The following is a 17,528-nucleotide window of genomic DNA, read 5'->3' on the forward strand; positions in this document are numbered from 1 at the left end:
GGGAGGAAGCGTGCGACTTCTGACAACATTGTTGTTATCGCTGGCGGTGCTTGTCACCGCCGGGTGTGGCTGGCATCTGCGTAGTACTACGCAGGTTCCACCCTCAATGAAAACCATGATCCTGAACTCTGGCGATCCGAACGGCCCGTTAAGCCGTGCGGTGCGTAATCAGCTGCGTCTGAACGGTGTTACGCTGCTTGAAGACGGTACCATGCGTAAAGATGTGACGTCCTTACGACTTGGCGCTGTGAGTCTCTCAAAGGATACGGCATCGGTATTCCAGAACGGTCAAACGGCTGAATACCAAATGGTAATGTCTGTAAGAGCTACTGTGCTAATTCCAGGTCATGATATTTACCCTATCAGCGCCAAAGTTTATCGTTCGTTCTTTGATAACTCTCAAGCAGCACTGGCGAAAGATAACGAGCAGGACATGATCATCAAAGAGATGTATGACAAAGCGGCTGAACAGTTAATTCGTAAGCTGCCAAGCGTACATCTGGCCGATACTCAGTCATCCAAGGCTGATGCTGATCCTACGGTGAATAAAGCCGAGACGCCTGCGTCATCTCCGGCGCGTGTCTCCACCACGCTGGGTAACTGATGCTCAAGTTGTACCCTGAACAACTCCGCGCACAGCTCAATGAAGGGCTGCGCGCGGCGTATTTACTCTTGGGCAACGATCCCCTCTTATTGCAGGAAAGCCAGGATGCCATCCGTCAGGCTGCCGCAACGCAAGGATTCGAAGAACACCACGCCTTCACTCTGGACAACAGCACCGACTGGGGAGAGATATTTTCACTCTGCCAGGCGATGAGCCTGTTTGCCAGCCGTCAAACCCTGCTTCTGCAGTTGCCTGAAAATGGCCCTAATGCCGCCATTAATGAACAGCTCGCGTCACTCGTCACTCTGTTACATGACGATCTGCTACTGATGGTTCGCGGCAACAAACTCACCAGGGCACAGGAAAACGCCGCATGGTATACGGGGCTTGCAAATAACGCGGTTCAGGTAAGCTGCCAGACGCCGGAACAAGCACAGCTTCCTCGCTGGGTTGCCGCCAGGGCGAAACTTAACAACCTGCAACTGGATGACGCAGCCAATCAGCTTTTGTGCTATTGCTATGAAGGTAATTTGTTAGCACTGGCGCAAGCGCTGGAACGATTAGCGTTGCTTTGGCCTGACGGCAAGCTAACGCTGCCTCGCGTGGAGAAAGCGGTTAACGATGCCGCGCACTTTACCCCATTCCACTGGGTAGACGCGCTGCTGATGGGCAAAAGCAAACGCGCGCTGCACATTCTGCAGCAGCTACGCCTGGAAGGTAGCGAGCCGGTTATTTTGCTGCGTACGATACAGCGTGAGTTGCTGTTGCTGGTTAACTTAAAACGGCAGTCGACCCATACGCCTTTGCGCACGTTGTTTGACAAACACCGGGTGTGGCAAAATCGCCGGGGCATGATGGGAGATGCGCTAAACCGGCTGAACCCGGCGCAACTGCGTCAGGCTGTGACGCTTTTAACGCGTACGGAAATTACGCTTAAACAAGACTATGGTCAGTCAGTGTGGGCGGAACTTGAGGGGCTTTCCCTTTTGCTCTGTCATAAATCGCTGGCAGATGTTTTTATTGATGGTTGATATGAAATCATTGCAGGCTTTGTTCGGTGGCACCTTTGATCCGGTGCATTACGGTCATCTTAAACCGGTTGAAATTCTGGCGAATCTGATTGGCCTTTCCCGGGTCATCATCATGCCCAATAACGTGCCGCCACATCGTGCGCAGCCCGAAGCGTCCGCTGAGCAACGTAAGCGTATGGTTGAACTGGCCATTGCTGATAAGCCGCTGTTTTCCCTGGATGAACGCGAGCTGAAACGCGATACCGCCTCCTACACCGCGCAAACGCTAAAAGAGTGGCGCGAGGAGCAAGGCCCGAACGTGCCGTTAGCGTTTATCATTGGTCAGGATTCGCTGCTTACCTTCCCTTCCTGGCATGACTACCACACGATTCTGGGTAATACCCACCTCATCGTGTGCCGACGTCCGGGCTATCCACTCGAAATGGCGCAGGAAAAACACCAGCAATGGCTGGAGGATCATCTGACCCATTCAGCAGATGACCTGCACAACCTGCCTTGCGGGAAGATTTACCTGGCCGAAACGCCGTGGTTTAACATCTCCGCCACGCTCATCCGTGAGCGCCTGGAAAAGGGCGAGCCGTGCGACGACCTGATGCCAGACGCGGTGCTTGACTATATCAATCAACAGGGACTGTACCGCTAAGCGCCTTGCGTAAGGCCGTCAGCAGGCGGTTATTCTCTTCCTGGCTGCGAACGGCTACCCGATAATAGCGCGCATCCAGCCCCGGATAATTGGCGCAACTGCGAATCAAGACATGCTGTTTCAGCAACGCAAGTTGCAGATCAATATCCGCACGATCGCAGCGTAATAAACGATAATTTGCCCGGCCGGGATACGCCGTCAGGCCGGGCAGATCTTGCAGTTGTTGATCAAACCGCTCCCCCTCTTGTTCCAGCCATTTCCACGTCGCCCGCTGATACGCGCTATCGCGTAAGATAATCTCGCCTGCCAGGGCAGCAAACGCATTAATTGACCACGGCATTTGTTGGCTGCGCATCTGTGCAACCGCCTGTTCGTTACTGTTGACCAGATACCCCAGGCGCAGTCCCGGGATCGCATAAAACTTGGTGAGCGAACGCAGCACCCAAATATGCGGGTTCTCGTGCAGTAACGGGATAAACCCCGACTCCTTGGCAATAAAATCGATAAACGCTTCATCAAGGATCAGGGCGATCCCCAGCGACTCACAACGCGTGGCAATTTCACGCAGCAGGCGGGTTTCGGGCAACAACCCGGTGGGATTATTGGGCGTACAGAGAAACAGGCAGTCCAGCTCAGGCGTTAACGCATCGAGGATCGCATCGGTAAGCTGCCAGCCATCGTCTTCGCACAGCGCAAACTCATGGATCGTACAATCTCCCCATTGCAGCGCCCGACGATATTCCGCAAACCCGGGCGTCACGATCATCGCGTGGCGTGGCTTCAGGCCATGCACCAGGGTAAAAATGGATTCGGTTTCACCGTTCCCGGCCAGGATCCACGAGGACGGAATTTGATGATGCTCCGCCAGCGCGGCATGCAGTTGCGCGTAATCGACATCCGGGTAACGCTCCGTGCAGTCCAGATTGTCGATAATCGCCCGCTTTAAACTTACCGGCATACCCAGCGGGTTAATATTCGCGCTAAAATCCAGCAACTGTTCAGGCAAGATGCCCAACAATTCGGCGGCTTCTCGGGTGTTACCGCCATGTGCGCTCTTCAATAAAGACATCGTGCCGCTCCACGTAAAAAAGGGTATTTTAGTGAAAAATCACTGCGCAATCAGGGCAAACATCATATTTTGTGCGAATAGCCTCACGAGGAAAACATGAGACTCTGGTTAGTACGTCATGGCGAAACCGAAGCCAATGTCGCTGGTTTATATAGCGGCCACGCCCCCACACCGCTAACGGAACGGGGGATCGCTCAGGCACAAACGCTGGGTACGCTGTTACGCAATGTCCCTGTCGACAACGTTCTGTGCAGCGAACTGGAACGCGCCCGCCATACAACGCAGTTGATTCTGGCAGAACGTGAAGTTCCTGTGCGCAACATGCCTGAGCTTAATGAGATGTTTTTTGGTGACTGGGAAATGCGTCACCATCGCGATCTGGCGCGCGAAGACGCCGAAAATTACGCCGTATGGTGTAACGACTGGCAGAATGCGACGCCCACCAATGGCGAAGGTTTTCAGGAGTTTTCCCAGCGAGTGGAACGTTTCATTGCCCAGCTTGCTGATTATAAAGCGAGCCAAAATCTGCTGGTGGTGAGTCATCAAGGCGTGCTGAGCGTGTTGATCGCCCGTCTGCTGTCCATGCCCGCTGCGGCAATGTGGCATTTCCGCGTCGAACAAGGCTGCTGGAGCGCAATTGATTTTTGTGACGATTTTGCGGTTCTGAAAGTGCTTAACAGCCGGGCCGTATGGCGCGACGGGGAGTGAAAGCGCTGTTTTTTATGCCGAAGGGCCTCTCTCCCATTGACACCCCATGACAGGCTGTTATTCTCCGCAGCCTGACTTTTCCCGCCCTTCAGAGCTTTGCAGAAATTGTTTTACAAAAATGGCGATGCATTCTGTGGCGTGGGGTGGGATGATAGCGCACTTCACAAGCGCATTCGGAGACATTTGTCCCGATATCGCCTCTGGTTCAGGTATACTAACAGACGTTTTTAACTCTTTTCACCCAGGGGGAACACTTGCAGGGTAAAGCACTCCAGGATTTTGTAATCGACAAAATTGATGACCTGAAAGGTCAAGACATCATCGCCTTAGACGTTCAGGGCAAATCCAGCATCACTGATTGCATGATTATCTGCACCGGTACCTCCAGCCGTCACGTTATGTCTATTGCAGACCATGTGGTTCAGGAGTCCCGCACTGCTGGCCTGCTGCCGCTCGGCGTGGAAGGCGAGAATGTCGCTGACTGGATCGTCGTTGACCTCGGCGATGTGATTGTCCACGTGATGCAGGAAGAGAGTCGTCGCCTGTATGAACTGGAAAAACTCTGGAGTTAATGCGTGAAGCTGCAACTTGTCGCTGTGGGTACGAAAATGCCTGACTGGGTACAAACCGGATTTACCGAGTATCTCCGTCGGTTTCCGAAAGATATGCCCTTTGAGCTGATCGAAATCCCGGCAGGAAAGCGCGGCAAGAACGCGGACATTAAACGCATTCTCGACAAAGAGGGTGAGCAGATGCTGGCTGCCGCAGGCAAAAACCGCATCGTCACCCTTGATATCCCGGGTAAACCCTGGGACACGCCGCAGCTGGCGACCGAACTGGAGCGCTGGAAACTGGACGGTCGTGACGTCAGCCTGTTAATTGGCGGGCCTGAAGGTCTCTCTCCTGCCTGTAAAGCGGCAGCGGAACAAAGCTGGTCACTCTCTGCATTAACCCTTCCACACCCTCTTGTTCGGGTTCTGGTTGCGGAGAGTCTGTACAGGGCGTGGAGCATTACCACCAACCATCCTTATCACCGTGAGTGATCATTGATTCTTGAGTAGATTAAGCAGCGGATGAAACTACAGAATTCTTTTCGCGACTATTCGGCTGAGTCCGCGCTGTTTGTGCGCCGGGCGCTGGTCGCTTTTTTGGGGATTTTGCTGCTAACCGGCGTGCTGATCGCCAACCTTTATAATCTGCAAATCGTTCGCTTCACTGATTATCAGACCCGTTCGAACGAAAACCGCATCAAACTGGTGCCTATCGCGCCGAGTCGCGGCATCATTTATGACCGCAACGGAATTCCTCTAGCCCTTAACCGCACCATTTATCAGATAGAAATGATGCCGGAAAAGGTAGACAACATTCAGGATACCCTCGACGCGCTGCGTAACGTCGTAGACCTGACGGACGACGATATTGCTGCCTTTAAAAAAGAGCGCGCCCGTTCACACCGTTTCACCTCAATTCCGGTAAAAACCAACCTGACTGAAGTTCAGGTTGCACGCTTTGCCGTGAATCAATATCGCTTTCCTGGGGTCGAAGTTAAAGGCTATAAACGCCGCTATTACCCATACGGCTCTGCGCTGACCCACGTAATTGGCTACGTATCGAAGATCAACGATAAAGACGTAGACCGCCTGGACAAAGACGGCAAACTGGCTAACTACGCGGCAACGCATGACATCGGCAAGCTGGGTATTGAACGTTATTATGAGGACGTGCTTCACGGCCAAACCGGGTATGAAGAAGTTGAAGTGAACAACCGCGGCCGCGTCATTCGCCAGCTGAAAGAAGTAGCGCCGCAGGCCGGGCACGATATCTATCTCACCCTTGATTTGAAACTCCAGCAGTATATTGAAACGCTGCTGGCGGGCAGTCGTGCCGCCGTGGTGGTTACCGACCCGCGTACCGGTGGCGTTCTGGCGCTGGTATCTATGCCGAGCTATGACCCGAATCTGTTCGTGGATGGTATCTCCAGTAAAGATTACTCCGGGTTGCTCAATGACCCGAACACCCCCTTGGTTAACCGCGCCACACAGGGTGTTTACCCCCCTGCTTCGACGGTTAAACCTTACGTTGCGGTTTCTGCGTTAAGCGCAGGCGTTATCACCCGCAATACCGGCCTGTTCGATCCGGGCTGGTGGCAGCTACCGGGCTCTGAAAAACGTTACCGCGACTGGAAAAAGTGGGGGCACGGCCATCTGAACATCACCCGCTCTCTGGAAGAGTCCGCGGATACGTTTTTCTATCAAATCGCCTATGATATGGGGATTGACCGGCTTTCCGAGTGGATGAGCAAATTTGGCTACGGCAAATATACGGGCATCGATCTTGCCGAAGAGCGCTCCGGCAATATGCCAACCCGCGAGTGGAAGCAAAAACGGTTTAAAAAGCCATGGTATCAGGGTGATACCATTCCCGTCGGCATCGGCCAGGGTTATTGGACAGCAACCCCAATCCAGATGAGTAAAGCGCTGATGATCCTTATCAACGACGGTTTGATAAAAGTCCCGCATCTGCTGATGAGCACGGCAGAAAACGGCAAGCAGGTGCCGTGGGTACAGCCACACGAACCACCCGTTGGCGATATTCATTCTGGTTACTGGGAAATCGCGAAAGACGGTATGTACGGTGTTGCGAACCGCCCTAACGGAACTGCGCATAAGTATTTTGCTGGCGCGCCTTACAAAATTGCGGCGAAATCCGGTACCGCGCAGGTCTTTGGCCTGAAAGCTAATGAAACCTATAACGCGCATAAGATCGCCGAGCGTTTACGTGACCACAAGCTGATGACGGCCTTCGCCCCCTATGATAAACCCCAGGTCGCTGTCGCCATGATCCTTGAAAACGGCGGTGCGGGTCCGGCAGTGGGTACCATTATGCGCCAGATCCTTGACCATATTATGTTGGGCGACAACAACACCAATCTGCCCGCGGAAAACCCAGCGGTTGCAGCAGCGGAGGACCAATAATCGTGACGGATAATCCGAACAAAAAAACATTCTGGGACAAAATCCACATCGATCCCACAATGTTGCTTATTTTGCTGGCTCTGCTGGTTTACAGCTCACTGGTCATCTGGAGCGCCAGCGGCCAGGATATTGGCATGATGGAGCGCAAAGTCGGCCAGATCGCAATGGGCCTGGTCATCATGGTAGTGATGGCGCAAATTCCCCCCCGGGTGTATGAGGGCTGGGCGCCCTATCTCTATATCTTTTGCATCATTCTGTTGGTGGCGGTAGACGCCTTCGGCGCCATTTCCAAAGGTGCGCAGCGCTGGCTGGATTTGGGTATCGTGCGTTTTCAGCCTTCTGAAATTGCCAAAATCGCCGTGCCGCTGATGGTTGCGCGCTTTATTAACCGTGACGTTTGCCCACCATCGCTAAAAAATACCGCCATTGCGCTGGTGCTGATTTTTATGCCCACGCTGCTGGTCGCCGCCCAACCTGACCTCGGCACCTCAATTCTGGTCGCCCTTTCCGGTCTGTTTGTCTTGTTCCTTTCTGGTTTGAGCTGGCGCTTAATCGGCGTTGCGGTGGTTCTGGTCGCGGCGTTTATCCCGATACTGTGGTTCTTCCTGATGCATGATTACCAGCGTCAGCGCGTCATGATGCTGCTCGACCCGGAAACCGATCCGCTGGGCGCGGGTTATCACATAATTCAGTCTAAAATTGCTATTGGCTCCGGCGGGTTACGCGGTAAAGGCTGGCTGCATGGTACACAGTCGCAGCTTGAGTTTTTACCCGAACGCCACACCGACTTTATCTTTGCAGTCTTAGCGGAAGAGCTGGGTCTGGTGGGGATCTTGATTCTGTTGACGCTCTACATTTTGCTGATTATGCGCGGATTATGGATCGCTGCCCGCGCGCAAACCACCTTTGGTCGCGTCATGGCGGGTGGCTTAATGTTGATATTATTCGTTTATGTCTTCGTAAATATTGGTATGGTGAGCGGTATTCTGCCCGTGGTTGGGGTTCCACTCCCACTGGTCAGTTACGGAGGCTCGGCACTTATCGTGCTGATGGCGGGGTTCGGGATTGTTATGTCGATCCACACCCATAGAAAAATGTTGTCGAAAAGCGTGTAAGGGGTACGCAATGCGTAAGCAGTGGCTTGGTATCTGCATCGCAGCAGGAATGCTCGCGGCGTGTTCGAGTGATGATGGTCAGCAACAGGTTGCTGTCGCACCGCAGCCTGCGGTGTGTAATGGTCCGATTGTTGAAATCAGCGGGGCCGCTCCGCGCTTTGAACCTCTGAACCCAACGGCGAATCAGGACTACCAGCGTGATGGTAAAAGCTACAAAATCGTGCAGGATCCCTCCCGCTTTAGCCAGGCCGGACTTGCCGCTATCTATGATGCGGAACCAGGAAGTAACTTAACCGCGTCTGGCGAAGCGTTCGATCCGATGCAGTTGACCGCTGCGCATCCGACGCTGCCAGTCCCCAGCTATGCCAGAATTACCAATCTGGCGAACGGCAGGATGATCGTCGTGCGCATTAACGATCGCGGGCCTTATGGCAACGATCGCGTGATTTCACTTTCGCGCGCCGCAGCCGATCGTCTGAACACCTCCAACAACACTAAAGTGCGTATCGACCCAATCATCGTCGCCCAGGATGGTTCATTGTCCGGACCGGGTATGGCTTGTACCACTGTCGCGAAACAAACTTATGCCTTGCCTGCGCGTCCTGATTTAAGCGGTGGCGGCAATATGGGAAGCATGCCTTCGCCATCGGATGCAGGTCAGCCGCAAGGCGATATTCGTCCGATCAGCAATTCCACGCTGAAAAGCGATGATCCAACCGGTGCGCCAGTAAACAGCAGTGGATTCCTCGGTGCGCCAACCACGCTCGCATCAGGCGTGCTGGAAAGCAGCGAGCCGACTCCGGTGCCGCAATCGACAACCACCGCACCGGTCACGTCAACCGCGCCGGCAACAACACCAGCAGCCGTCACAGCCCCTGCGCCTGCGGCAACTGCCAACGGACGCTATGTGGTTCAGGTTGGCGCAGTCAGCGAGCAGTCGCGCGCGCAGCAGTATCAAAAGCGTTTAAGCCAGCAGTTTGGCGTCCCTGGCCGGGTGGTACAAAACGGCGCAGTCTGGCGTATCCAGATGGGGCCGTTTGCCAGCAAAGCTGAAGCCTCCACATTGCAGCAGCGTCTTCAATCCGAGGCGCAATTACAGTCCTTCATCACCGGCGTGTAATAACGTAAATCAGGTATCTGAACTGTCAGTTTCTGTAAATGACATTAACAAAGTCACGCGGAAAGTCAGATGCCTGCCAGTTATGCATTTGCTATAGTAGGGCACTTTTTTTAATTTCATCACGGACGTCGTAGTTCAGACCATGAAGACCACTTTTTCCGCTCGTTTCGTGCAGCGTATGGCGCTCACCGCGGCTCTCTGCGCAGCCTCTCTCTCTGCTGCCCATGCCGATGACCTGAATATTAAAACCATGATCCCGGGTGTTCCGCAGATCGATGCGGAGTCGTATATCCTGATTGATTACAATTCAGGTAAAGTTCTGGCAGAACAGAACGCAGACACTCGCCGCGACCCCGCCAGTCTGACCAAAATGATGACCAGCTACGTCATCGGCCAGGCGATGAAAGCCGGGAAATTCAAAGAAACCGATCTGGTCACCGTCGGCAATGACGCATGGGCTACGGGCAACCCGGTCTTCAAAGGTTCATCGCTGATGTTCCTCAAGCCAGGCATGCAGGTTCCTGTTTCTCAGCTGATCCGTGGTATTAACCTGCAATCCGGAAACGACGCGTGCGTGGCGATGGCAGACTTCGCAGCCGGTAGCCAGGATGCTTTCGTCGGCCTGATGAACAGCTATGTGAATGCGCTGGGCCTGAAAAACACCCACTTCCAGACCGTTCATGGTCTCGATGCTGACGGTCAGTACAGCTCGGCTCGCGACATGGCGATGATTGGTCAGGCTCTGATTCGCGACGTGCCTAACGAATACTCTATCTATAAAGAAAAAGAGTTCACCTTTAACGGCATTCGTCAGTTAAACCGTAACGGCCTGCTGTGGGATAACAGCCTGAATGTCGACGGTATCAAAACCGGTCACACCGATAAGGCTGGCTATAACCTCGTTGCATCCGCAACCGAAGGCCAGATGCGTCTGATCTCCGCCGTTATGGGTGGTCGCACCTATAAAGGCCGAGAAACCGAAAGTAAAAAACTGCTGACCTGGGGCTTCCGTTTCTTCGAAACCGTGAACCCGTTGAAAGTGGGTAAAGAATTTGCCTCAGAACCTGCCTGGTTTGGTAACACCGATCGTGCGTCGTTAGGCGTTGATAAAGACGTCTACCTGACCATTCCGCGCGGCCGCATGAAAGACCTGAAAGCCAGCTATGTGTTGAACACCACTGAACTGCACGCCCCGCTGCAGAAAAACCAGGTTGTCGGCACTATCAACTTCCAGTTAGATGGCAAAACCATTGAACAGCGTCCACTGGTGGTGCTGCAGGAAATCCCTGAAGGCAACTTCTTTGGGAAAATCATTGATTACATTAAATTAATGTTCCATCACTGGTTTGGCTAAAAATCGAACACTTGAAAGTGTGATTTACGTCCCCATATACTAGGTATCCAGATAACTCCCACGCGCAGTGGGAGTTATTATTTTTTGATGTAACGCCGGAGCTGACATGAAAACCAAACTTAACGAACTGCTTGAATTCCCTACTCCATTTACTTACAAAGTAATGGGGCAGGCGTTGCCTGAGCTGGTTGATCAGGTGGTTGAAGTGGTACAGCGCCATGCGCCAGGTGATTACTCTCCGACGGTAAAACCGAGCAGCAAAGGCAACTACCACTCGGTCTCAATCACCATCACTGCTACACACATTGAGCAGGTTGAAACGCTGTACGAAGAATTAGGCAATATCGATATCGTACGCATGGTGCTGTAAAAACCTGTCGGTTACCCGCTGCATCCCCGCTCGGGTAACCCCTCCCCCTGTGATATACTTTTCCCCTCTTTAACATTCTCTACGGAGATGCCGTTTTGTATCAGGATAAAATTCTGGTCCGCCAGCTCGGTCTTCAACCTTACGAGCCAGTCTCTCTGGCCATGCATGAATTTACCGATACCCGTGATGAAAACAGTCATGATGAAATCTGGCTGGTAGAGCATTATCCTGTCTTCACCCAGGGTCAGGCAGGTAAAGCTGAGCACGTATTGATGCCGGGAGATATTCCGGTGATCCAGAGCGATCGTGGCGGTCAGGTGACCTACCACGGGCCAGGCCAACAGGTTATGTATGTGCTGTTGAACCTGAAGCGTCGTAAACTTGGCGTGCGCGAACTGGTTACGCTGCTGGAGCAAACCGTCGTGAATACCCTTGCGGAAATCGGCATTGACGCCCACCCGCGAGCCGATGCGCCTGGCGTATACGTGGGTGAGAAGAAAATCTGTTCTTTGGGATTACGTATCCGTAAAGGATGTTCATTTCACGGCTTAGCGCTCAACGTGGATATGGACTTGTCGCCTTTCCTGCGTATCAATCCTTGCGGTTATGCCGGAATGGAGATGGCGAAAGTATCGCAGTGGGATAGCACAGCCACGACCGAGAGCATTCGCCCCCGCCTGCTGGCCAACATCTTCGCGCTGTTGGGTAACCCACCGCACGAGTACATTGCGGACTGAAAATACGGTCATACTTTGCCACGGCATATGTTGTGGCAAATGGCACAAAACAACAACTATTTTACATTTTGCCAGCCTGTCAGGCTGCTTTCTGGCCCGTTTCAATGATATACTGCGTATCACTAATTCAAAAATAGTTGATAAATGCAACATTCCCTTGAATTGAAACGCTTTCCTTCGTAATTCGCAACTGGAACACGCAAGCTATGAGTAAACCCATTGTGATGGAACGCGGTGTTAAATACCGCGATGCCGATAAGATGGCTCTTATCCCGGTAAAAAATATGGCAACAGAGCGTGAAGCCCTGCTGCGTAAACCGGAATGGATGAAAATAAAACTGCCAGCTGACTCCACTCGCATCCAGGGCATCAAAGCGGCAATGCGCAAAAATGGCCTGCACTCTGTCTGCGAAGAAGCTTCCTGCCCTAACTTGGCTGAATGTTTCAATCACGGAACAGCAACCTTTATGATCCTCGGCGCAATCTGTACTCGCCGTTGCCCATTCTGTGACGTTGCCCATGGCCGTCCGGTTGCTCCTGACGCCAACGAGCCGTTAAAACTGGCTCAGACGATTGCGGACATGGCGCTGCGCTATGTCGTGATTACCTCCGTTGACCGCGACGATCTGCGTGACGGCGGCGCTCAGCACTTTGCTGACTGCATCACCGCGATTCGTGAGAAAAGCCCGTCGATTAAAATCGAAACGCTGGTGCCTGACTTCCGTGGCCGTATGGATCGCGCGCTGGATATCCTCACAGCCACGCCGCCGGACGTGTTTAACCACAACCTCGAAAACGTACCGCGTATTTATCGTAATGTACGCCCTGGGGCTGACTACAACTGGTCGCTGAAGCTTCTGGAACGCTTCAAGGAAGCGCACCCGGAGATTCCGACCAAATCGGGTCTGATGGTGGGTCTGGGTGAAACCAATGCTGAAATCATTGAGGTCATGCGCGACCTGCGTAGCCATGGCGTGACCATGCTGACGCTGGGGCAGTATTTACAGCCAAGCCGCCATCACCTCCCGGTTCAACGCTATGTAAGCCCGGATGAGTTCGATGAGATGAAAGCAGAAGCCATGGCTATGGGCTTTACCCACGCTGCTTGCGGTCCATTCGTGCGCTCTTCATACCATGCTGACATGCAGGCCAAAGGGCTGGAAGTGAAGTAATCGTGTAATACTCACTTACATATCAGCAATAAAAAACCGGCAAATCGCCGGTTTTTTTTCATGCAGAGTTTGCAGTATTACTCTTTATGAGAAAGCTTCTCAGCCTGAACGCTACCATCAGCCTCTTTCTTGGCATCGGCATTATCGTCGTTCATTGCTTTCTTGAAGCCCTTGATTGCCGTCCCCAGGTCTCCACCCAGAGTACGTAACTTCTTGGTACCAAACAGCAGAACAACCAGTGCGGCAACCACCAGCAGTTTGGTAATACTAATCTCACCCATAGATACCTTCTTGACTTAAACCAGGCTACATAAAGCGCCATATTAACCTGAGAATATTAACGGCCTTTCGACGCGCGCACACAATAGCAATCTGTAACAAGGTGAATCAAGCCTTGTTTAAAAAAACGTCATAATAATTGCGGTGGCGCAAAGCGTCGGTTACTTAACACCGGAAGTTGTGCCCTGACCTGCCTTACCCGCTCGGCGGAAACCTCGGCCATAATGAGCGCGGGCGTTTCAGCCGCCGCCGCAATAGTCACGCCAAAGGGATCGATGACCCGGCTTTGGCCGATATTCTTGTTACCGCATTCTCCAGCCGCAACCAGATAACACGTGGCATCCAGCGCTCTTGCCGCCAAAAGCGTGGCCCAATGATGCTCTTTTAACGATCCCCGCACCCAAGCCGCAGGTAAAACGAGAATCTCAGCCCCCTGCAACGCATGCGCCAGCGCCAGCTCAGGGAAGCGCAGGTCATAGCAGGTCATTAGCCCTACTTTTAATCCGCCTACGTCCAGCAGCGGCGCTATGGCGTCCCCTGCATCGACATTACGTGACTCCTGAATCGAAAAGGCGTCATAGAGATGTAATTTAGCGTAATGGGCCACTACCCGACCAGCCCGTAGCGCCACCAGCATGTTAAATGCCCGGCCTGGCACAGAGGGAACATGAATCGTCAGGATTGTCGTCATCTCATTTTGTGCGCTTTCTCGCAACAAATGCGTCAGAAACCCGCCTTCCAAAAGCTGAGCTGATTTCACTGACAGGTCAGGGTCTAAATCGTCACGCGCCAACAATGCCTCCGGTAATACCAGTAGCGACGCCCCCTCTCCAGCAGCCTGAGACATCAGTAAGGCGCAGGTTTCTGCATTTTTTTCCCATGAAGGTCCCACGGCAAATTGCCCTGCTGCAACGAACATATTCCCTCCAGAAAACTTTGTTAAGCTCGCCAACAACAATTATTCAGCGTTACACTCACCCTCTATACAATCAAATAGCAGGATTACGCAGTGTTACAACTCCTTTTAGCGGTTTTTATCGGTGGTGGCACAGGTAGCGTAGCAAGATGGATGTTGAGTATGCGGTTTAACCCGCTGCATCAGGCCATTCCATTCGGTACGCTGGCTGCAAACTTACTTGGCGCATTTATCATTGGTATGGGTCTGGCATGGTTTAATCGCATGACAAATATTGACCCAATGTGGAAAGTGCTGATTACTACTGGCTTTTGCGGGGGACTGACAACGTTTTCCACCTTCTCTGCTGAGGTAGTGTTTTTACTGCAGGAAGGACGCTTTGGTTGGGCTATGGTGAATGTACTGGTTAATCTGTTGGGATCATTCGCGATGACCGCCCTGGCATTCTGGTTGGTATCTGCCTCTCCCGCACATTGAAGCGAAAAAAACCCGCAATTAAGCGGGTTTTGAATGCTTGCTGTCGTATGCTTACAGAGCGATTACGTTTGCAGCAGAAGGGCCTTTGGCACCGTTAGTGATTTCGAACTCTACACGCTGACCTTCAGCCAGAGTTTTAAAACCATTGGTCTGGATTGCAGAGAAGTGTACGAACACATCTTTGCTGCCATCTTCCGGAGTAATGAAACCGAATCCTTTGGACTCATTAAACCACTTAACGTTACCTTTAATCTTAGACATCAAAATTACCTTTACATGAAAAATAGACACAAATGCTGTGTCGGGTATCAGTACAACAATTGTGGTGCACTTTGTCCAGTCGAACTTTATCAAAAAGTGATAAATGTCGCGTTATTTTTCAGTTAAACTTCCTATCACTATGTTTTTAAAAGACTTTTCAATAAACCACCTGACAATACAGGTAGTCCATCAAAACTGGAACCGCATCCACGCAAAGTAGACGTTGCCGTTGTTATACGTTCCAGGAATGTAGGTCATCTGAAACGTTGCCGGGCCATAACCAATTGATGCCAGCGGTAACAGCACCGGTACCGGAATGTAGTTCCAGTTATCACGCGCGGTGAAACCGGCGGTAAAGCCGAGACCTGTATGGAAGTTTTCATCAGCCAGCGGTCGCCAGGTTTTTTCCCAGCCATAGCCGCCAATGGGTTCCCATTTATTGTAGGAATCCTTAAACGCCATGATATAAAGTCCGTGCCAGTTACCTTTATCATCCCAACGGGATTGACCAAATCCTGCACCCCACGGCCGTTCATTGTAGCGATCCGTTTTTTCTTTATCGTAGGCAAAACGCGCATGCCAGGTAATAGCAGGTACATACAGATCATAATGTTCCGGCTGCTGCCAGGTTTCACTGACATTATCTTTAAAAGTAGCAAACCAGCCTTTATCTTCAGCAGCCGCCAGGGAAGTGAAAGCTACCTGAATAAAAATAAATGAAAAAATGAGAAAATATCGTTTAGCGAAAATCACAACTTAATTACCATCCTGGGATTTAATATTAATTTTAGCAAACCCAACCTTAATGTCAGCTTAACAAAAATGCGCAAATAAAAAATCAGAATATTCCTCAGCCTATAACCTATCCCTTTATTTACTGAGCCATTTCATAGGAACTATTTTCTCTTTATTGCCAATAAATTGTGCTTTCCTGCGGCGAGAGTTAAATAACATCACAATAAATTAACAATAAAGCATCAATATCACCACAAAACACACACACCAACGCTGCGCTTCACAGTTTTTTATTGTGATATTCTTTTTTTAATCGCGATGCTGAAAAAACGGCTTAGCCATCGCTTGAATCCGTATTTTTATTGATTTCAATCAGCAAGAGTTATCGGTTTATTAGGCACATTCTGTCACCACTTTTTACTTTTTTTAGTTTTTTAACTTTCTGGGCAGCAATGCGACAGGGGAAACAATGTTGACATTTATTGAACTCCTTATTGGGGTTGTGGTTATTGTGGGTGTAGCGCGCTACATCATTAAAGGTTATTCCGCGACAGGCGTACTGTTTGTCGGCGGTCTGGTTTTGCTGATTATCAGTGCGTTGATGGGCCATAAAGTTTTGCCGTCTAGCGCAGCAACGACGGGCTATACGGCAACAGACATTGTTGAATATATTAAAATTTTGCTGATGAGCCGTGGCGGCGATCTCGGCATGATGATTATGATGCTGTGTGGTTTTGCCGCCTACATGACTCATATTGGCGCGAATGATATGGTGGTTAAGCTGGCCTCTAAGCCGCTGCAGTATATCAATTCACCTTATCTGCTTATGATTGCCGCCTATTTTGTCGCCTGCCTGATGTCCCTGGCGGTCTCTTCAGCAACCGGTCTGGGCGTATTGCTGATGGCGACATTGTTCCCGGTCATGGTTAACGTTGGGATTAGCCGTGGCGCCGCAGCGGCCATTTGCGCCTCCCCAGCCGCTATTATTCTTTCGCCAACATCCGGTGATGTAGTGCTGGCTGCAAAAGCCGCGGAAATGCCACTGATCGATTTCGCGTTTAAAACCACGCTGCCAATTTCCATTGCCGCCATCATTGCTATGGCGATTGCCCACTTTTTCTGGCAGCGTTATCTGGATAAAAAAGAGAACATTTCTCATGAAATGTTAGATGTGGCTGAAATTACCACTACCGCCCCGTCGTTTTACGCCATCTTGCCATTTACCCCTATCGTTGGCGTCCTGATTTTCGATGGAAAATGGGGCCCACAGCTGCATATCATTACGATTCTGGTGCTGTGCATGCTCATCGCTGCTGTACTGGAGTTCGTACGAGGATTCAACACCCAGAAGGTTTTCTCGGGTCTGGAAGTCGCCTACCGTGGTATGGCGGATGCCTTTGCTAACGTGGTGATGCTGTTAGTCGCGGCGGGCGTTTTTGCCCAGGGTCTGAGCACAATCGGCTTTATTCAGAGTCTGATTTCTATCGCCACCTCGTTTGGCTCCGCGAGCATTATTCTGATGCTGGTACTGGTGATCCTGACTATGCTGGCGGCAATGACCACGGGGTCCGGTAACGCACCTTTCTATGCTTTCGTTGAGATGATCCCGAAACTGGCGCACTCTTCTGGTATTAACCCAGCTTACCTGGCTATCCCGATGCTGCAGGCATCAAACCTTGGACGCACAATCTCTCCGGTCTCCGGTGTGGTTGTTGCTGTCGCAGGGATGGCAAAGATCTCTCCGTTCGAAGTAGTGAAACGTACCTCGGTTCCGGTTCTGGTTGGACTGCTGGTTGTGATTATCGCAACTGAAGTGATGGTGCCGGCGACGTCCGCCCTGATTGGCGGTTAACGATAACTGTCAGCATCTGACCTTGATACGCAAAATCATTTAAGCTGCCTCAAAGCGGCAAGTGAAGACATCCCCAGTACCATAGATAACTATGTGACTGGGGTTTCTTC

The 17,528-nt window shown here is 51.6% G+C and carries 20 protein-coding genes; 15 read left to right on the top strand and 5 right to left on the bottom strand.

The window, feature by feature from the left end; genetic code table 11:
- Positions 1–10 precede the first annotated feature (10 nt).
- From lptE to nadD, 3 genes are read left to right on the top strand one after another with little or no spacing between them, the layout of a single operon-like run.
- Entirely contained in the window at positions 11–604 is a 594-nt protein-coding gene (gene lptE, locus HV314_RS18000) for an LPS assembly lipoprotein LptE (RefSeq protein WP_181546359.1), read from the top strand.
- Positions 604–1,635 (top strand): DNA polymerase III subunit delta, encoded by a 1,032-nt coding sequence (holA, locus tag HV314_RS18005; protein WP_181546361.1) that lies wholly within the window; start codon positions 604–606, stop codon positions 1,633–1,635. The genes lptE and holA overlap by 1 nt, the downstream gene beginning before the upstream one ends.
- Before the next feature lies 1 nt (position 1,636).
- Positions 1,637–2,278, top strand: a complete 642-nt coding sequence (gene nadD / locus HV314_RS18010; RefSeq protein WP_049259746.1) for a nicotinate-nucleotide adenylyltransferase — start codon at positions 1,637–1,639, stop codon at positions 2,276–2,278.
- On the opposite strand, the gene cobD is transcribed toward nadD, so the two are convergent.
- Positions 2,253–3,347, bottom strand: a complete 1,095-nt coding sequence (gene cobD / locus HV314_RS18015; RefSeq protein WP_181546363.1) for a threonine-phosphate decarboxylase CobD — start codon at positions 3,345–3,347, stop codon at positions 2,253–2,255. The two genes, nadD and cobD, sit on opposite strands and share 26 nt — an antisense overlap.
- A 96-nt stretch (positions 3,348–3,443) precedes the next feature.
- Between cobD and HV314_RS18020 the strand changes: the two genes are divergently transcribed.
- The 10 genes from HV314_RS18020 to lipA all read left to right on the top strand — a co-directional run bounded on the left by HV314_RS18020 (position 3,444) and on the right by lipA (position 12,898).
- Complete coding sequence (locus HV314_RS18020) at positions 3,444–4,055, top strand: adenosylcobalamin/alpha-ribazole phosphatase (protein WP_065554195.1); 612 nt, start codon at positions 3,444–3,446, stop codon at positions 4,053–4,055.
- A 254-nt stretch (positions 4,056–4,309) separates the two neighbouring features.
- Positions 4,310–4,627, top strand: a complete 318-nt coding sequence (rsfS, locus tag HV314_RS18025; protein WP_003022728.1) for a ribosome silencing factor — start codon at positions 4,310–4,312, stop codon at positions 4,625–4,627.
- Positions 4,628–4,630: 3 nt separating this feature from the next.
- Positions 4,631–5,098: a 23S rRNA (pseudouridine(1915)-N(3))-methyltransferase RlmH gene (gene rlmH / locus HV314_RS18030; protein WP_003022725.1), complete on the top strand. Its 468-nt coding sequence runs from the start codon at positions 4,631–4,633 to the stop codon at positions 5,096–5,098.
- Between the two features lie 30 nt (positions 5,099–5,128).
- Positions 5,129–7,030 carry a peptidoglycan DD-transpeptidase MrdA gene (mrdA, locus tag HV314_RS18035; protein WP_016152233.1) on the top strand — a complete coding sequence of 634 codons (1,902 nt, stop codon included), beginning with the start codon at positions 5,129–5,131 and terminating at the stop codon, positions 7,028–7,030.
- 2 nt (positions 7,031–7,032) lie between these two features.
- On the top strand, positions 7,033–8,145 hold the full coding sequence (gene mrdB / locus HV314_RS18040; RefSeq protein WP_006685529.1) for a peptidoglycan glycosyltransferase MrdB: 1,113 nt from the start codon (positions 7,033–7,035) through the stop codon (positions 8,143–8,145).
- 10 nt (positions 8,146–8,155) lie between these two features.
- Entirely contained in the window at positions 8,156–9,265 is a 1,110-nt protein-coding gene (gene rlpA, locus HV314_RS18045; RefSeq protein ID WP_181546365.1) for an endolytic peptidoglycan transglycosylase RlpA, read from the top strand.
- A gap of 142 nt (positions 9,266–9,407) precedes the next feature.
- Positions 9,408–10,619, top strand: a complete 1,212-nt coding sequence (gene dacA / locus HV314_RS18050; protein ID WP_003022711.1) for a D-alanyl-D-alanine carboxypeptidase DacA — start codon at positions 9,408–9,410, stop codon at positions 10,617–10,619.
- Positions 10,620–10,725: 106 nt separating this feature from the next.
- Entirely contained in the window at positions 10,726–10,989 is a 264-nt protein-coding gene (gene ybeD, locus HV314_RS18055; RefSeq protein WP_003022706.1) for a DUF493 family protein YbeD, read from the top strand.
- A gap of 95 nt (positions 10,990–11,084) precedes the next feature.
- The gene (lipB, locus tag HV314_RS18060) at positions 11,085–11,726 is read left to right on the top strand and encodes a lipoyl(octanoyl) transferase LipB (RefSeq protein ID WP_016152231.1); all 642 of its coding nucleotides are present in this window, start codon (positions 11,085–11,087) and stop codon (positions 11,724–11,726) included.
- 206 nt (positions 11,727–11,932) lie between these two features.
- Complete coding sequence (gene lipA, locus HV314_RS18065) at positions 11,933–12,898, top strand: lipoyl synthase (protein WP_181546367.1); 966 nt, start codon at positions 11,933–11,935, stop codon at positions 12,896–12,898.
- 77 nt (positions 12,899–12,975) lie between these two features.
- On the opposite strand, the gene tatE is transcribed toward lipA, so the two are convergent.
- A complete protein-coding gene (tatE, locus tag HV314_RS18070; protein WP_016152230.1) occupies positions 12,976–13,179 on the bottom strand; it encodes a twin-arginine translocase subunit TatE in 204 nt (67 codons plus the stop codon).
- A gap of 128 nt (positions 13,180–13,307) precedes the next feature.
- Positions 13,308–14,096 carry a deaminated glutathione amidase gene (locus HV314_RS18075; RefSeq protein WP_016155964.1) on the bottom strand — a complete coding sequence of 263 codons (789 nt, stop codon included), beginning with the start codon at positions 14,094–14,096 and terminating at the stop codon, positions 13,308–13,310.
- A 90-nt stretch (positions 14,097–14,186) separates the two neighbouring features.
- On the opposite strand from HV314_RS18075, the gene crcB reads away from it, so the two are divergent.
- Positions 14,187–14,570, top strand: a complete 384-nt coding sequence (gene crcB, locus HV314_RS18080; protein ID WP_003831281.1) for a fluoride efflux transporter CrcB — start codon at positions 14,187–14,189, stop codon at positions 14,568–14,570.
- Between the two features lie 51 nt (positions 14,571–14,621).
- On the opposite strand, the gene cspE is transcribed toward crcB, so the two are convergent.
- Together cspE and pagP are read right to left on the bottom strand one after the other, a co-directional pair.
- Positions 14,622–14,831 carry a transcription antiterminator/RNA stability regulator CspE gene (gene cspE, locus HV314_RS18085; protein WP_000034825.1) on the bottom strand — a complete coding sequence of 70 codons (210 nt, stop codon included), beginning with the start codon at positions 14,829–14,831 and terminating at the stop codon, positions 14,622–14,624.
- Positions 14,832–15,020: 189 nt separating this feature from the next.
- Positions 15,021–15,584, bottom strand: coding sequence for a lipid IV(A) palmitoyltransferase PagP (gene pagP / locus HV314_RS18090; RefSeq protein ID WP_181546369.1), 564 nt, complete (start codon positions 15,582–15,584; stop codon positions 15,021–15,023).
- A 451-nt stretch (positions 15,585–16,035) separates the two neighbouring features.
- Between pagP and dcuC the strand changes: the two genes are divergently transcribed.
- A complete protein-coding gene (gene dcuC, locus HV314_RS18095) occupies positions 16,036–17,418 on the top strand; it encodes an anaerobic C4-dicarboxylate transporter DcuC (RefSeq protein WP_016152227.1) in 1,383 nt (460 codons plus the stop codon).
- Positions 17,419–17,528: the final 110 nt, after the last annotated feature.

Origin of the sequence: Citrobacter sp. RHBSTW-00887, assembly GCF_013728095.1 — a bacterium.
GTDB classification, from domain to species: domain Bacteria; phylum Pseudomonadota; class Gammaproteobacteria; order Enterobacterales; family Enterobacteriaceae; genus Citrobacter; species Citrobacter braakii.

Bases quoted from the DNA above. Each gene is read 5' to 3' on its own strand.
- holA (WP_181546361.1), top strand. From the start codon at position 604: ATGCTCAAGTTGTACCCTGAACAACTCCGCGCACAGCTCAATGAAGGG.
- nadD (WP_049259746.1), top strand. From the start codon at position 1,637: ATGAAATCATTGCAGGCTTTGTTCGGTGGCACCTTTGATCCGGTGCAT.
- cobD (WP_181546363.1), bottom strand. From the start codon at position 3,347: ATGTCTTTATTGAAGAGCGCACATGGCGGTAACACCCGAGAAGCCGCC.
- HV314_RS18020 (WP_065554195.1), top strand. From the start codon at position 3,444: ATGAGACTCTGGTTAGTACGTCATGGCGAAACCGAAGCCAATGTCGCT.
- mrdA (WP_016152233.1), top strand. From the start codon at position 5,129: ATGAAACTACAGAATTCTTTTCGCGACTATTCGGCTGAGTCCGCGCTG.
- rlpA (WP_181546365.1), top strand. From the start codon at position 8,156: ATGCGTAAGCAGTGGCTTGGTATCTGCATCGCAGCAGGAATGCTCGCG.
- dacA (WP_003022711.1), top strand. From the start codon at position 9,408: ATGAAGACCACTTTTTCCGCTCGTTTCGTGCAGCGTATGGCGCTCACC.
- ybeD (WP_003022706.1), top strand. From the start codon at position 10,726: ATGAAAACCAAACTTAACGAACTGCTTGAATTCCCTACTCCATTTACT.
- lipA (WP_181546367.1), top strand. From the start codon at position 11,933: ATGAGTAAACCCATTGTGATGGAACGCGGTGTTAAATACCGCGATGCC.
- tatE (WP_016152230.1), bottom strand. From the start codon at position 13,179: ATGGGTGAGATTAGTATTACCAAACTGCTGGTGGTTGCCGCACTGGTT.
- HV314_RS18075 (WP_016155964.1), bottom strand. From the start codon at position 14,096: ATGTTCGTTGCAGCAGGGCAATTTGCCGTGGGACCTTCATGGGAAAAA.
- cspE (WP_000034825.1), bottom strand. From the start codon at position 14,831: ATGTCTAAGATTAAAGGTAACGTTAAGTGGTTTAATGAGTCCAAAGGA.
- dcuC (WP_016152227.1), top strand. From the start codon at position 16,036: ATGTTGACATTTATTGAACTCCTTATTGGGGTTGTGGTTATTGTGGGT.